This window comes from Candidatus Schekmanbacteria bacterium (assembly GCA_016219965.1).
Lineage (GTDB): Bacteria > Schekmanbacteria > GWA2-38-11 > GWA2-38-11 > J061 > JACRJM01.
In genome coordinates this window covers 392,182-408,132 of sequence record JACRJM010000015.1, presented here as the reverse complement: position 1 = coordinate 408,132, position 15,951 = coordinate 392,182, and the positions used below count along the sequence as shown (strand labels likewise).

13 protein-coding genes are annotated in these 15,951 nt (G+C 38.6%); all 13 read right to left on the bottom strand.

What is annotated here, in order from left to right:
• Positions 1-152 precede the first annotated feature (152 nt).
• Positions 153-1,508, bottom strand: coding sequence for a sigma-54-dependent Fis family transcriptional regulator (locus tag HZA77_15120; protein ID MBI5376763.1), 1,356 nt, complete (start codon positions 1,506-1,508; stop codon positions 153-155).
• 5 nt (positions 1,509-1,513) lie between these two features.
• The gene (locus HZA77_15115; GenBank protein MBI5376762.1) at positions 1,514-3,409 is read right to left on the bottom strand and encodes a sigma 54-interacting transcriptional regulator; all 1,896 of its coding nucleotides are present in this window, start codon (positions 3,407-3,409) and stop codon (positions 1,514-1,516) included.
• On the bottom strand, positions 3,369-5,522 hold the full coding sequence (locus HZA77_15110; protein MBI5376761.1) for a GAF domain-containing protein: 2,154 nt from the start codon (positions 5,520-5,522) through the stop codon (positions 3,369-3,371). The genes HZA77_15115 and HZA77_15110 overlap by 41 nt, the downstream gene beginning before the upstream one ends.
• Before the next feature lie 9 nt (positions 5,523-5,531).
• Positions 5,532-6,767, bottom strand: coding sequence for a beta-ketoacyl-[acyl-carrier-protein] synthase family protein (locus HZA77_15105; protein MBI5376760.1), 1,236 nt, complete (start codon positions 6,765-6,767; stop codon positions 5,532-5,534).
• Between the two features lie 65 nt (positions 6,768-6,832).
• On the bottom strand, positions 6,833-7,357 hold the full coding sequence (locus HZA77_15100; protein ID MBI5376759.1) for a DUF1295 domain-containing protein: 525 nt from the start codon (positions 7,355-7,357) through the stop codon (positions 6,833-6,835).
• Between the two features lie 133 nt (positions 7,358-7,490).
• Positions 7,491-8,291 (bottom strand): 4-hydroxy-tetrahydrodipicolinate reductase, encoded by an 801-nt coding sequence (locus HZA77_15095; protein ID MBI5376758.1) that lies wholly within the window; start codon positions 8,289-8,291, stop codon positions 7,491-7,493.
• Between the two features lie 14 nt (positions 8,292-8,305).
• Positions 8,306-9,184, bottom strand: coding sequence for a 4-hydroxy-tetrahydrodipicolinate synthase (locus HZA77_15090; GenBank protein MBI5376757.1), 879 nt, complete (start codon positions 9,182-9,184; stop codon positions 8,306-8,308).
• Positions 9,185-9,198: 14 nt separating this feature from the next.
• The gene (locus HZA77_15085; protein ID MBI5376756.1) at positions 9,199-10,032 is read right to left on the bottom strand and encodes a diaminopimelate epimerase; all 834 of its coding nucleotides are present in this window, start codon (positions 10,030-10,032) and stop codon (positions 9,199-9,201) included.
• A 29-nt stretch (positions 10,033-10,061) separates the two neighbouring features.
• Positions 10,062-11,309, bottom strand: coding sequence for a diaminopimelate decarboxylase (gene lysA, locus HZA77_15080; protein MBI5376755.1), 1,248 nt, complete (start codon positions 11,307-11,309; stop codon positions 10,062-10,064).
• Positions 11,310-11,323: 14 nt separating this feature from the next.
• Complete coding sequence (locus HZA77_15075; protein ID MBI5376754.1) at positions 11,324-12,322, bottom strand: hypothetical protein; 999 nt, start codon at positions 12,320-12,322, stop codon at positions 11,324-11,326.
• 39 nt (positions 12,323-12,361) lie between these two features.
• Positions 12,362-13,756, bottom strand: coding sequence for an argininosuccinate lyase (gene argH / locus HZA77_15070; GenBank protein ID MBI5376753.1), 1,395 nt, complete (start codon positions 13,754-13,756; stop codon positions 12,362-12,364).
• Positions 13,753-14,958, bottom strand: a complete 1,206-nt coding sequence (locus tag HZA77_15065; GenBank protein ID MBI5376752.1) for an argininosuccinate synthase — start codon at positions 14,956-14,958, stop codon at positions 13,753-13,755. Before HZA77_15065 ends, argH begins: the two co-directional genes overlap by 4 nt.
• A gap of 25 nt (positions 14,959-14,983) precedes the next feature.
• Complete coding sequence (argF, locus tag HZA77_15060; protein ID MBI5376751.1) at positions 14,984-15,922, bottom strand: ornithine carbamoyltransferase; 939 nt, start codon at positions 15,920-15,922, stop codon at positions 14,984-14,986.
• Positions 15,923-15,951: the final 29 nt, after the last annotated feature.

Genomic DNA, 15,951 nt, shown 5'->3' with positions numbered 1-15,951 from the left:
ACAATACATCAATTAATGCTTTACTTGAGGTTACTTATTTCTGAAAAAATTTTTCAGATGTACAAAATTGAACAGATATCAGCAGAAAATCAATAAGACATTGATAGATTTGATATAATTAGCTGTTAAAAAATTTACATAAATGTACAATCTTAAACTTCTATTCCATGCTTTTCCATTTTATATTTAAGCATCCGTCTGCTTATACCAAGTATATCAGCAGCTCTCGTTTGAATATTATTAGCTTTTTTAAGTGCGTCAACGATTAGCTCCTTTTCCAATTCCTTTTCAGCATCGTAAAAAAGCATATTTTTTGTAATTACATTTCTTTTTAGTTCCATAAGCAAATTTTGTTTAGAAAGATGTTCAGGCAAATCACTCCTTAAGATTTCTTTGTTTTGTACAAGAACCATAAGTCGTTCAATGGTATTTTCAAGTTCCCTTACGTTTCCTGGCCATGTATATTCCTTAAGAACCTGCACAGCCTCATCACTTATGGTTTTACACTCTATTCCAAGCTCTGCCGACTTCTTTTTTATAAAATAGTCAATAATCAGGGGAATGTCTTCTTTTCTTTCTGCAAGTGAAGGCATGTTAATTGGCACAACATTAATTCTATAAAAAAGATCTGAACGAAAATTCTTTTTTGCAACTTCCTCTTCAAGGTCTTTGTTTGTAGCTGCTATCAGCCTAATATCCACACTTATTGTCCTCACTCCCCCAATACGGTTAAATTCTCTCTCCTGTATTGCCCTGAGAATTTTCGCCTGCATCGAGAGAGGAATATCGGCAATTTCATCGAGAAAAAGCGTACCGCCATTTGCCTGCTCAAATTTACCTATTCTCATGGAAACTGAGCTGGTATAGGCACCTTTTTCTGCACCAAACAATTCACTTTCTATTAGCATTTCAGGTATGGCAGCACAGTTTATCGCAACAAATGGACCTTTTTCTCTCGAACTTAATCTATGAATAACCTTTGCTATCAATTCTTTTCCTGTTCCACTTTCACCTGTTATTAGAACAGTTGATTCCGTTGAAGCAATTTTTCCAACAGTTTCAGAAATCTGCTTCATCTTCAAGGAATCACCTATTATGTTTTTAAAAGGATCTATACTATCCTCAGAAGATTCACTATATAATGAATGTCGCTTAATAATACAGGCTTTGCTGACAATAGCTTTTATCTCATCAATATCAAATGGTTTTGTGATATAGTCATGAGCACCTATCTTCATAGCAGAAACAGCTGTTTTTAATGTTTTTGTAGCTGTCAACATTATGACATTTATACTTGGATTTATTGTCTTAATTCTTTTTAATACTTCTATCCCATCTATCCCTGGCATGATAATATCGAGGAGCATAACATCAGGAGATTCGCCTTCAACGATTTTCACTGCTTCTTCGCCGTTATTTGCTAAAATAATTTTATAATCATTTTTGAATATAATCCTGAGAGACTCTCTAACGCTAAGCTCATCATCTACTATAAGAATTTTTTTCATCTACTTTACTCTCCAAGAAGAGGATCAGTAATCTGTTTTAGTTTAAGTATAAAACCTGAATACCCTTCTTTTTCTTCATTGTGTCTTATAACTGCTGTATCATATCTCTCTATAGCTCTCTTTGCCAAAAGAAATGCAGTGCCATCCATTTTTAGAGAGTTTTCAATTGGCTTATCTTGTTCCATTTCACCTAACAGTTGGACTTCAACCATAGGTCCTTCTCCATTAGCATTGTAACGTCTAGCTGTAAACCTTAGCTTTCCTCCTCTTTTGCAATCTTCAGCTACAACTCTTATAAGATTATCAAGTGCATATTTAAAGGCATTCCTCAACCCAACAACAGTAGGGACATCATCCCCTAGTTTCACCTCAATGCTTAAATTTTTCTCAGCTATTATTTCTACAGATTCCTCTGCAACTTCTTTTATAAGTTCATTGATATTACATCTTTCTTCAAACCCAAGACTGGCATTTTTAAATTCGATTATCCTCTCAACAAGGCTATCTATCCTATTAACATCAGCAGTAACTATTTTGTAAAAATCATTTCTGAATTCTTCATCACTATATTTATGCGGAAGCAGGCTAGCAAAAGTCTTTATTCCAACAAGTGGGTTTTTTATTTCATGGGCAAGGTTCATAATAATATCATTATGTTTAATATCATTTTCAACAGACTTTAAATCAGATTCTTCTGATGATTTTACTTCTTCTTTTACTAAAGAATTATTATTTTCAAATATTGAAGAAACAAAATTTAACTCACGACTCCCAAAAAAGAATTTAACATCATCAACATCAATAATATTCTTTTTTGAAAAGGCAATACTCCTTACAATTACACTTTTAAATTCATCTAAATTCCCAGGCCAAAGATAAGTTTCCATCAGCTTAATGGCATCAGTTGTAAAACTTTTTAACCGCAATGAGTAGATGTAAGTTGTTTGCAAAGCGATTTCTTCAGCAATCTTTTTAATTTCAGATGTTCTTTCTCTCAACGGAGGAATAAAAAATGGGATGGATGAAATTTTGTAGTAAAACTCGTCAGAAAGTTTTCCTTCCTTTAAAATAGTTCTTAACTCATTTTGAGATGAACCAATTACCATAATTTTTATTGAGTCTATCCCGTAACTTTTCAATTCATCTTCAATTATACCATCAATAAGGCTTACAAGTTTCCCTTGAACAGCATACTGGAGGTAGGAAAGCTCTTCAATGTAGATAGTTCCTGCCAATATATTGCCTTGACGAAGAGAACCAACAAGACGCTCATAGAGACCATTCTCTGATAAATCTCTTCCGGATATTTTTAAAAAAGTTTTACTTCGTAGAGGTGAGTTGTCATGTATAACCCTCGCTATTATCTCCTTTGGTGTACCAGTTTCACCACCTATGAAAACAGGAACTGTATTCCCCGCTAACTGCATAAGCGTATCTGTCAACCCGTTATCAATCAAGGAAAGTAAATTAAATTCATTATCTAGAGCCTTGCCATTATCATCAGAGTGGTAATTTATCTGCTGAACATTTCTCAGCAACATCTTTTCAACTAAATCTAAAATATTGAGAATAGACTTGGCATCTCTTGGAATGACTTCATTATTTCTGAATGAAGGTATTTGAGAGATAACACTCGGTTCGTCCCCGAACATAAGAATAACAGGTCTACCTTGAACATGAAAATGAATTTTTTTTAAATCTAAATTTTTTGAAGGATACTGGAAGTTTGAACCCAGAATAAAGAGATCAGCATCACTATCAGTAAGGATTTCATCAATTCTATCAAAAGCATCATATGTTGTTACATCATATGTATTCTTAAGGATAATCTTTAAAGATTCTCTAAATGCAGGAGAATCATCAATTATCAGTATTTTCTTCTTCATATTGTCTGTTTTCATACTTCCTTCGATTAAGTGACAATGGATCTACTGGCAAATTCACATAAAATGAGCTGCCCACTCCAACTTCACTTTCTACTTTTATAACCCCCATATGTTCTTGTATTATCTGGTGGCTAATAGATAAACCCAACCCAGATCCTCCATGCTTTTTTGTAAAAAAGGGATTGAAAATATTCTCCAAATCATCTGGAGGTATACCTTCTCCAGTATCTGACACTTCAACCTGAACATATGTTTTTCCATTTGGAGAAATATTTCTTGTTTCAATTCTTATTTTACCATTTTCCGGAGTTGACTGTATAGCATTTAACGCAATGTTTAGGAATACTTGCTTTATTTGCTCTTTATCTATAAATACCCTTTTTAATGAGTCATGATAGTTTCTTTCGATCTCAATATGTTTCTTTTTCGCTTCATTTACTACAAGCATTATTATTTTGTCTACTATCTCATTAAGATTTTCTTCAGTAAAATTAGGTTTTGATGGTTTTGAAAAATCCAATAATTCGCTTAAAAGCCTTCCAATCCGATCGACCTCATCTACTGTAAGACCAAGAAAAGATGTTCTGAATTCCTCGTCGTCAATCCTTTCCGGAAGAAGCTGTAAAAAAGTTTTAATTGAAACAAGTGGGTTGCGTATTTCATGCGCAAGACCTGCAGCAAGTTGGCCCAAGGAAGCTAAACGGTCAGATCTGCGCATTAGGTTCTTAGACTCTTTCAAATTCTCGTAAAGCTTGGCATTCTCAACATAAACCGCAAATTGATTTGTAAGTGTCTGGAAAAGCTTTAATTCGTTTTCATTGTAAATCTCTGAGCTTGCCTTCTTACCTAGACAGAGCACTCCTATCATTTTTGATCTGGAAATAATTGGCACTAATACTTCAGCAAGAATGCTGTTCATCCTTTGAATTATTGTATCAGATCTTGGTTCATTTCTGTTCTCCATAATTTCTTCTTTTATTACGGTAGAACCTCTGCGTGCAAGCCATTGAAAAAAGAAATCACTTGCTTCGTAGTTCTTTTCAGCGGGTTCCTCACCAGTCCCACATGATGCTGTAATCCTAAATTCTTTTCTTTCCTCATCAAGAAGAAGTACAAGTGCGCGCTCAATATCAAGTTTTTTTACTATTGTTTCAACCATAATATTAATCAACGGTGCCATATCAAGCATATTAGCCATGGCATTACTGAGATTATGTATAGTCTCCTCAATAGATTTCTCACGCTTAAAGAGAATCTGTTCTAGTGTTTTTTCAGTACCAACTTTCGCACGCGGAAAAATCAAACCAACTAACATAAAAAGTGCAAGCACTATAAAGCTGAACGGTAGACTTACTTCCCCAAATACAATCTTCTGAGTCCAGATCACAATTATATAACATGGAACAACGAGAATCAGAATAATTATCGAGTAAATAATACTTCTTTTTATAACTACGGTTATATCAAGGAGGCTGTACTTTATTATGGCATAGCTTACAATGAAAACATATATGGCTGTAAAAGGAGATGCAATGAGCGGAATATTTTTCCATACCAGCGGGAAAAAAGATGTCAGTCCGCTTAAATAACCAAAGAAAGAGGCAATAAAAAGAAACTTTATCTGGTTTTTTCTTATTGCCATCTGCGTTGAAAGAAATTCCGAAAAAAGATCATAAATTATGAGCAATGCAGCAGCCATAAAAGCAACAAAATGGGCTATATAAATCTTTCCAGGAATTTCGTAAAAACCTAAATCTGTTCGTACCTCAACACCCGTTATAAAATAAGGAGTAAAACTTAAAATCAGCTCTATAAATCCGGTAACATATGCTCCAACAAGTATAGCCTTTCTCTTTTCAAGTTTATTTATGAAAGCCAATATAAAATGTATGCTGAAAATAGGTATAAATATGGCGCCTACATAAAGGATTCTGCACCATTGCAAAGCACCTTCTGCCGTTTCAGCAATAGACATATAAAATCTGCCGAATTGCCAGATAGATACGCTGATGCAGAGTAAAAGCCAGGTAATGTTGGTTATACTGCGTCTATTTTTTCTATAGACAAAAAATCCAGAGGAAAGAGTAAAAGCTGTCCCGAAGAGGAAGCCTAAAGAATAGATGTTCATTGCCTGAGTTTATATCTTTTTAAAAATACAGGCAGCATTATACCCACCAAAACCAAAAGAGATTTTCAAAATATAGTTTAACTTCTTATTTTCTCCTAACGGAGAAGCAAAACAAAGATCGCATTCGCAATCAGGTTCTGTAAGGTTAAGAGTCGGGTGTATAAAATCATTTTGCATCATAAGAAGACACGCAGCAATTTCGATCCCACCGCATCCTCCCATTGCATGACCAACATATGGTTTTGTGGCACTAACAATAATTTTGTTCGAAAGTTCCCCAAATATTTTTTTAATGGCCAATGATTCGGCTCTGTCATTAAAGATTGTCCCGCTTGCATGCGGGTTAATGTAATCTATTTTCTCTGCTGTAATTCCTGCATCATTCAGAGCCATTCCGAGCGCTCTTTCAGCCTGTGCTGAATCAGGCAGAGGTGTCATTACATGATATGCATCTGAAGAATATCCATATCCAGTCAGTTCAGAATAAATCCTTGCCCCCCTTTTTTTAGCCCTTTCATATTCTTCTATCACAAATAATCCTGATCCTTCACCAAAGATAATGCCATCTCTTTTAGCATCAAAAGGTTTGTAAACTTTTTTTGGATCTCCAGTTCCTGTGCTTAGTAGATTAACATTGGCAAAAGTTCCTAAAGCAAATGGGGTTATTGGTGTTTCTGAACCCCCGGCAATAACTATATCAGTCCTTCCTGAACGTATTAATTCCAATGCTTCTCCAACAGCTGAAGTTGATGAGGCACAGGCTGTAGTTATTGTATAACATGGTCCTGTAAGTCCGAGGTTTATCATGATCTGGCTGGTACATGAGCTTGGTATTATGGATGTCGCAAAAAAAGGATTGATACGCTTGTATCCCTTTTCCATAAATATGGCATGCTGTCTCTCACCTATAGCAAGTGCTCCAACAGAAGTACCGACAATCACACCTATCCGGTTCTTGTCTTCATGTTCAAGATTAATTCCGGCATCTGCTACAGCCATTTTAGCAGCGGCAATACCAAACTGCGCAAAGCGGTCAATTCTCCTTGAATCCTGACTAGACATATAATCTTCAGGATTAAAGTCATTAGCTTCCGCTGCTAATTTGCAGGGAAATGTCGAGGCATCAAAACTTTTTATTACATCAATTCCGGAAACCCCGTTCTTTAACGACTTCCAGAAATCATCCTTCCCTATACCAATGGCCGAAACAATTCCTAAACCCGTAATAACTGCCCTTTTCTTCAACAACTCTCCTCCATGATGGATTCTTATTTAATTGCATTTTATTGCCTAAATCAATCATTTCTATTTTACCACACAATATAATCAACTCCAAATTTTTCATGCATAACTTTTTCTTCAAGAACAATTCGCATTATCATAAGAGGTAAATAAATTACTATTACAGCGATGAGAGTAAAATACGTATTGCCAACAAGTGGGAATCCGAGCATCTCGCATATAACTGAGAAATAATATGGATGCCTTGTAAATCGGTATAGGCCTTTCTTAATAAGCGGATGGGGTTCTCTCAACTCTATATGTACACTATGATACCTGCCCAATTGGGATATAGAAATATTTCTTCCGGCGATTCCGACCAGATAAAGAGAGAAACCTACCACAGTTATTACTATATTAATCTCTCTCCTGAGAACAAAAAATTCTACAATACATCCTGCAACTATCATCATGTGTGTTATCTGAAGCGCTCTGAATGTCCATGAATAATAGATTGAACCTTCAGTCTTTTCTCTTTTAGAAAAAGTTTCAATCAATCTTTGCACTGACATGAACACAATGAATATTATGAATAGAATAGTTTCCCCGTTCACCCCCGTTATCCCCGAGAATAATTTATTACTGTATATAAAAAGCAATAAAGATATAACACATTGAGAAGACCCGGACAATAGATATCAGAAAAGAGGCAATATTTAAATATAGAATGATTTGACAAACTATCCGTCAGAACCCCAGTACATCTCTCATGGAGTAGACTCCAGGTTCTTTCCCAGCAACAAAGATTGCGGCGCGAACAGCACCTCTTGCAAATGTATCTCTGGTATGTGCTCGATGAATAAGCTCTACCCTTTCACCCATTCCTGCAAAGAGAACTGTATGATCCCCTACGATATCCCCACCTCTTATGCTGTGGATACCTATTTCTTCCCGTGTCCTTTCGCCTACGATTCCTTTTCTGCCGTAAATTCCTGACTCCCTGAGATCACGCCCAAGCTCATCTGCTAGTATCTCTGCCAAACGCATGGCTGTACCGCTCGGGGCATCAACCTTATTACGGTGGTGAGCCTCATATATTTCAACATCATACTCATCCCGCAATATTCGTGCTGCTTTTGCTGTAAGCTCAAAAAGAAGATTAACACCAATGCTCATATTCGGAGAGATTACAATTGGAATATTTTTACCTGCCTCTTCAATTGTCTTTTTTTGCCTTTCATCAAAACCCGTTGTACCTATGACAACTGCTTTCCCCAGCTCCTGGGCGATTTTAAGGGTCTGCATGGTTGCAAGCGGCCGCGTGAAATCTATTACAACATCAGATTTATCCAGTACATCTTCTATCTTCCCTGTTATTTTTACTGCGCTCTTCACTCCGTCTTTTTCAAATTCTATTTCCACACCACATTTTCTGTGCTCAGGTAATTCAGTCCCGCCAACAAGGGTCACACCACCAGTATCCCTTATTGCCTCTATGATCCTCTGACCCATCCTGCCAAGTGCACCTGCAACTACTACTCTTATCATTTTATTTACCACCTTTATTTCTTAATTAATTTAGCTTGCCTGAGACATGCCGCTAATTTAGTAATATTTTCTTTTCTCATAGGAGCGAGCGGAAGCCTTATTTCATTCTTCATCATCCCCATCATGGAAAGTGCTGTTTTTACCGGTACAGGATTTGTTTCAAGGAACATGGATTTCGTAAGAGAGAGAAGTCCATAGTTTAATTTCAGTGCTCTCTTCATGTCACCTTTTTCATATGTCTTTATGAGATCAATAACCATTGCAGGAACTATATTGGCAACGACAGAGATAACACCCTTCCCTCCAATGGAAAGTACAGGCAACAACAATCCGTCGTCACCAGAAAGCAGAATAAAATCATCAGGACATAACGCAATTATATCCTGCATCTGTCCCAGCGAACCTGATGCTTCTTTTATCCCGACAATATTCTTATGTTCTGCAAGTCTTGCTATTGTTGATGGTTCCATATTCACCCCGGTACGTGACGGGATATTATATAAAATGAGTGGGATTGAAACCTCATCAGCTATAGCCTTGAAGTGGGCATATAAACCATCCTGAGTTGGTCTATTATAATATGGAGCTATAAGAAGTGCAGCATCCGCACCGTTTTTTTCAGCATGTTTTGTAAGGTGTATCGCCTCTTTAGTCGAGTTGGAACCTGTGCCGGCTACCACAGGCATCCTTCCTGAAACCTTATCTATAGTAAACTCTATTACCTCTTTGTGCTCCTCAGGGGTAAGAGTGGCAGATTCCCCGGTAGTCCCGCATGGAACAATGCCGTTCGTACCATTCTTTGCATGGAATTCTATCAGACCCGCATAAGCTTTCCTGTCAAACCCGTCATCTTTAAAAGGAGTAACTATTGCGACAAGACTACCTGTAAACATTTTCCTCTCTCCTTTCATAAATACTCCCAAGATTCCCTGTCAAGTTCTCCATCACAAATTATGCGAGTCATCCCCTGAAGGGAAACATTGCTTATGCTATCACCATTTCTTACAACAAAAACTTTAAGTATCTCGCCACCCTGTGTTTTAACTGAAATTGGCGAACTTGCACCTGTATTTATACTGTGAAATATCGAAGAAGCAACAGAGCCGGTTCCGCAAGCCAGTGTTTCCCCTTCAACTCCTCTTTCATAAGTCCTCACTCTTATCATATTTCCATCAATAGGTTTTACAAAATTTACGTTTGTCCCCGCCGGTTTAAATTCCTGGTGGAATCTGATTTCGCGTCCTATTTTTTCAACCTCACATTTCTCAATATCATCAATGAATATCACAGCATGTGGAACACCAGTATTAATAAACTGGACAGACATATCATTTCCAAAAACATTGACATGTATATCCTTCTTCAAATTTTTTGGCTTTGTAAGCTCTGTCTTTACTTCAGAGCCATTTACTTCAGCCTTTATTATGCCTGCTTTTGTTTCAAAGGTCACACGGGAGCCTGCAATCTTATTAATAAACGCAAACCTTGCCGCACACCTGCTGCCGTTACCGCACATTTCAGCTTCACTTCCGTCAGAATTATAAAAGCGCCACTTAAAATCAGCCTTGTCTGAGTGTTCTAAGAAAATTGCGCCATCTGCTCCAAGAGAAAGAGATCTGTGGCAGATCTTTCTCGTAAAAGCTGAAAGATCGTTCGCAGGAAGTTTCTGGCTCATAATATCTATCAATATGAAATCATTCCCGCTTCCTGTCATCTTTGTAAATTTTATTCTGTCTGTCATAATTTCTAACCTGCTATATCACTAGGTTGTTAATCTGAAACCTTCTCTCCCCTTACAAGGTCACCATAGTTCTCTCTCTTTCTAACCACTGAAACCTTCTTCTTATCTACCAAAACCTCAGCGACACGCGGCCTTGAATTATAATTTGAACTCATGGTGAAACCATAAGCACCTGCACTCATTACAGCCAGCAGATCTCCTCTTTTGGCCGGAGCTATCATCCTGTCCTTTGCAAGAAAATCTCCTGACTCGCATATCGGACCTACAACATCAGCCTCAATCTTTTCAGATTTAACCTTTTTCACAGGAACTATTTCCTGATACGCGCCGTAAAGACTTGGCCTTACAAGGTCATTCATTCCTGCATCTACTATTACAAAATTCTTTATACCATTTGTCTTTGTAAACATAACCTTTGTAACCAGTATACCGGCATTACCGACTATCACCCTTCCTGGCTCCAGAAGAACGGTGCAGCCAAGATCAGCAAGATACGGCATCAATGCTGCAGCATAATTTTTCGGATGCGGCGGCTCTTCATCCTTATATGTTATTCCAAGACCTCCACCCATGTCAAAATACCTTATATCTATTCCTTCTTTTCTCAGGTTTTGAAGGAGGACTTTTGTCCTTTTCAATGAATCAACAAATGGTGAAACCGAAGTAAGCTGTGATCCTATATGGTAATGAATGCCTACAACATCAAGCCACTTCATTATCTTCGCTTTCCTGTATTCAGCAACAGCATCATTGATGTTTATCCCAAACTTGTTTTTCTTAAGACCCGTTGAAATATATGGATGAGTTTTTGGATCAACATCAGGATTTATCCTGAAAGACACCGGAGCTTTCTTCCTGAGTCTTCCTGCTATATCATTTATGACCTCAGCCTCTTCAGATGACTCGATATTGAACATCAGAATCCCTGAGCGAAGCGCATATTCAATTTCTCCAGTTGACTTTCCTACCCCTGAAAAAAGTATTTTATTTGCCGGTACTCCTGCCTTTCTTGCCCTGTAAAGTTCACCGCCCGACACGATATCAGCTCCGGCCCCGCACCCTGCAAGCAGCGAAAGAATGGAGAGATTCGAATTGGCTTTCATGGCAAAGCAGGTAATATGCTTTATTTTTTTAAATGCCCCATCAATTGCCTTATAATGTCTGAGGATTGTTTCTTTGCTGTAGAGATAAAATGGTGTTCCGACCTTTTCTGCTATTTCCTCAACAGGAACATCTTCACAATAAAGTTTGCCTTTGCGGTACTTGAATTCATTCATTATCAAAATCTCCCCTAAAAAGCCTTATCCGATACGATATTTGAAAAAGCACTTTCATTTTTCCTCTTTGAATTGTCAACTGCCTTTATTTTATAGAAATATTCCTTCCCGATTTCAACATTCATATCATCATAATATTCATTGGAGGCTATATCCTGATTGAGATTTTCGTACTCTCCCTCCGCTGAAGTGCTTCTGTATATTTTATATCCAAGCACATCGTCAGAACTGCTCTTCTGCCAGCTCAGGCTTATTCTTCCGGCAGCTCCAATAACCTTCAAGGCTGGCGGTTCCGGAGGTATGAGATCAGGAAAATCCGCCTCTGCTACATCTGACGTGCGGCTTTCATGCCATGGAGGAATATAATTATCAACCGCCCTGACAATATAATAATAAGTATTATCCTTTTGAACGGACATATCAATGAAGCTGTTCTTGGTTATAAGAGTTGCATTAATAGGTCTGAAATATTTTTGATCTTCTTTTTTCCTGTAAACATTATAACCAGTAACTTCTTTAATAGGTGTACCATCAACCTTGGTCGTAGGCGACAACCACATAAGACGTACATAATTATTTACCAGGACAGCCTTAACGTCTGAAGGTGGCGACGGTTCAACGGAATAATAAATATCAATCGTATCGCTTATCCTTATGATATTACCATCCTTATCCATTGATGCCACGATATAGTGGTACCATTCTCCTTCTTTCATACCCGAAGTCTCACTAAATACATAGGAACCCTCGCTATCCTTCTTGCCTGAATCAAGCGTAGATATTTTAGTGAATTTTTCATCCCCGGCACTTCGGTAAATGTCATAATAAGCCGGCTCTACGACATCCACAACAGGCTCCCATGAAAAGCTTATTTTACCTTCAGATACCTCCGCTTTATTAACAGTCATTTTTGAAATCTTTCCTGTATCGAAAAGTTTAGGAGGTGCTTTTTTGCCGCATGACAGAATTGTGAGCACAGCAACAAGCAATATGGGGAACAAAATCTTTTTCATTAGCAAACCGGATATATTAATTAAAAAACTTTTCACAAATCAGGAAAGTTTGAGTTTCCCGAGGATACCATATAGACGCTTAATGTTCTTTTTAACTTCCGCAGGAGATGTACTCCCGGAAGTTTTTTTTCTTTTTACAGAGCTTTTTGGATCAAGTATTCCCAATACGTCTTCGCAAAATCCCTTATGAAAACTCATAAGTTCATTCATGGAAAGATCTCTCAGTTTCTTTTTCTTATTCAAACAATAGATGACAATCTTTCCGGAAACTTCATGTGCCTGCCTGAAAGGAACTAACTTCATAACAAGGTAGTCAGCCAAATCTGTTGCTTCCATGAACCCCTCTCCTGCCTCGTACTCGAGTCTGGCACGGTTGAACTTAATCTTACCAAAGAATTTCCCAAGCACTAAAAGAGACTTCTTTACTGTATCTGCTGTATCAAAGAGAGCTTCCTTGTCCTCCTGCATATCTCTGTTATAGGTAAGAGGTTGTGCCTTAAGAAGCGTAAGAACAGATATAAGACTTCCGTAAACTCTTCCGGTCTTGCCGCGGACAAGTTCGAGTACATCCGGATTCTTCTTCTGCGGCATCATGCTGCTTCCTGTGGTAAATTCATCGGGAAGCTCAACAAAGGAAAATTCTGTCCCGTTCCAGAGTATTAATTCCTCACACATTCTGCTTAAATGCATAAAGAGCAGGGAAGAAAAGAAAATAAATTCCAGTTGATAGTCCCTATCACTCACTGTATCCATGCTGTTTGCCGTAACAGATGAAAAACCCAAAAGCTTCGCAACATATTCCCGGTCAAGCGGAAAACTTGAACCTGCAAGCGCTCCAGCGCCAAGGGGCATTACGTCTGCGCTCTTATAACATTGTTTAAGCCTTCCGATATCGCGCAGCAGCATCTCCGTATAAGCATGAAGGTGATGTGAAAGTAGAACAGACTGCGCATGCTGCATATGCGTATAGCCCGGCATTACAACATCGATCTGTTTTTCAGCTGCTGCTGCAATCTCGCTGATGAATTGCTTAAGGAGAGTAAATATCTCCTTTATCTCATCCTTAAGATACATTCTTGTATCAAGGGCAACCTGGTCGTTGCGGCTTCTTCCTGTATGGAGTTTCTTCCCTGTTTCTCCTGCTTTTTCGATAAGTTTTCCTTCAATGTACATATGGATATCTTCAACTTCAGGAGTAAACTTCGCCTTGCCTGATGCTATCTCGTTTTCTATCTCTTTGAGCGTGGAGGTAATCTTTCTGCATTCGGAAGCTGAAATTATTCCAACTTTTTGAAGCATTTTGCAGTGGGCGATGTTCCCTTCTATATCATGCCTGTAAAGGCGCTTATCAAAGTCTATCGATGCAGTGAATTCATCGACAATCCTGTCAGTAGCAGCCTCGAACCTCCCGCCCCAAAGTTTTTTCATCTTCAGCCTTTTTTCTTTCCCTGCACTTTTGAGTTGATTTTAAGCCTGAGCGAATTAAGGTTTATAAATCCCGTTGCATCCGCTTGTCTGTAACCCTTCCCCTTTTCAAAGGTAACAATCTCTTCTCTGTAGAGGGAGTTGGGGGATTTTCTGCCGCATACAATACAGTTTCCCTTGTACAGCTTAAGCCTCACAACACCAGAGACATGCTGCTGCGACTCATCTATCATCTGCTGCATCAATCTGCGTTCAGGACTGAACCAGTATCCGTAATATATCATCCTGGCATAATCCGGTATCAGCGAATCTCTGAGATGCATTACCTCACGGTCAAGCGTTATTGATTCAAGTGCTCGATGAGCAACGTAAATTATTGTTCCTCCTGGTGTTTCATATACACCTCTGGATTTCATGCCTACACACCTGTTTTCAACAAGGTCAACCCTTCCTATGCCGTTCTCACCGCCTATCTTGTTTAACTCCTTTAAAAGCTCATGAGATTTCATTTTTTTACCATCAATGGCTACCGGATTTCCTTTTTCGAATGTTATCTCAATATATTTGGGTTTATCAGGCGCTTTTTCAGGCGAAACAGAAAGAGCAAACATGTTTGAAGGAGGCTCATTCCAGGGGTCTTCTAATATTCCTCCCTCAAAGCTTATGTGAAGGATATTCCGGTCTGAAGAATAAGGTTTAGCCGCTGTAACAGGAACAGGGATATTCCATTTTTTTGCATATGTTATCAGCGCTTCCCGCGAATCAAGCTCCCATTCACGCCACGGCGCGATAACATTTATAGACGGATTTAGGGCATAATAACTAAGCTCAAATCTTACCTGATCATTGCCTTTGCCTGTAGCCCCATGTGAAACATATTCTGCTTTTTCTTTTTTAGCTATTTCTATTTGCTTCTTTGCAATAAGAGGACGGGCAATTGATGTACCAAGTAGATAGCTCCCCTCGTATATTGCATTCCCTCTAAGCATGGGGAAAACGAAATCCTTTACGAACTCTTCTTTTAGATCTTCAACATAAACTTTGCTTGCACCGGTTTTTATTGCCTTCTCCCTTGCTTCTTCAAGCTCCTCCCCTTGTCCTAGATCGGCTATGAACGCTATAACATCGCACATGTAATTTTCTTTAAGCCACCTTAAAATTACGGATGTGTCGAGACCACCGGAATAAGCAAGGACTATCTTCTTTCCCATCTTGATATCTCCTTAAATCTGATTATTAAAATGTCTCTGCCATCAGGAATTCAAGCACTGCTTTTTGCAGATGCAGACGATTCTCAGCCTGGTCAAATATTATGGAATTTGCGCTGTCAAGGACATCAGAAGTTATCTCTTCATCCCTGTGAGCTGGCAAACAATGCATTATCTTTACTCCTTCAGGGGCACTCGCAACAAGCTTGCTGTTAACCTGGTATGGAGCAAAATATTTCAGTTTCTCATCATGTTGATCCTCCTGCCCCATGCTTACCCAGACATCGGTATATATTATATCCGCTCCCTTAACAGCTTCGAATGGGTCTGTCATTACCTTGTATGTCCCTTTGGCATTCTTTTCAACCAAAGCCAGTTTCTCTTTTAGCTCGTCAGACACGACATATCCTTCCGGACACGCTACCGTAAGTGATATCCCCATCATGAGCGCTCCGAGAATAAGCGAATTAGTAACATTGTTGAAATCACCGACGTAAGTCATTTTTATCCCGTCGAGACCGCTAAAATATTCTTCGATGGTCATCATGTCTGAGAGGACCTGGCATGGATGGAAGGAATCCGAAAGTCCGTTAATTACCGGGATTGTCGCCTTAGATGCAAACTCCTCAAGGTCGGACTGTTTGTAAGTCCTTATGACAACACTGTCAAGGTAACGGGATAAAACCTGCGATGTGTCTGCAACAGTTTCACCGCGGCCGAGCTGTATTTCTTTTTCGCTTAAAAAAAGTGCAAGACCTCCAAGCTGATACATGCCTACTTCAAAAGTCACTCTTGTCCTCGTTGATGGCTTATGGAATATCATCCCTAATGTTTTACCATCAAGCGGCTTGTGGGCTATCCCCTGCAGCCTCCATTGCTTAAGAAGCTTTGCCCTGTCAAGCAGGTGTCTTACCTCATCCGCTGTAAGATTAGCTATGGTAAGTAAATCACGTTTTCCCATTTTCATTCACACAATCATCCACAAGATTAATATCC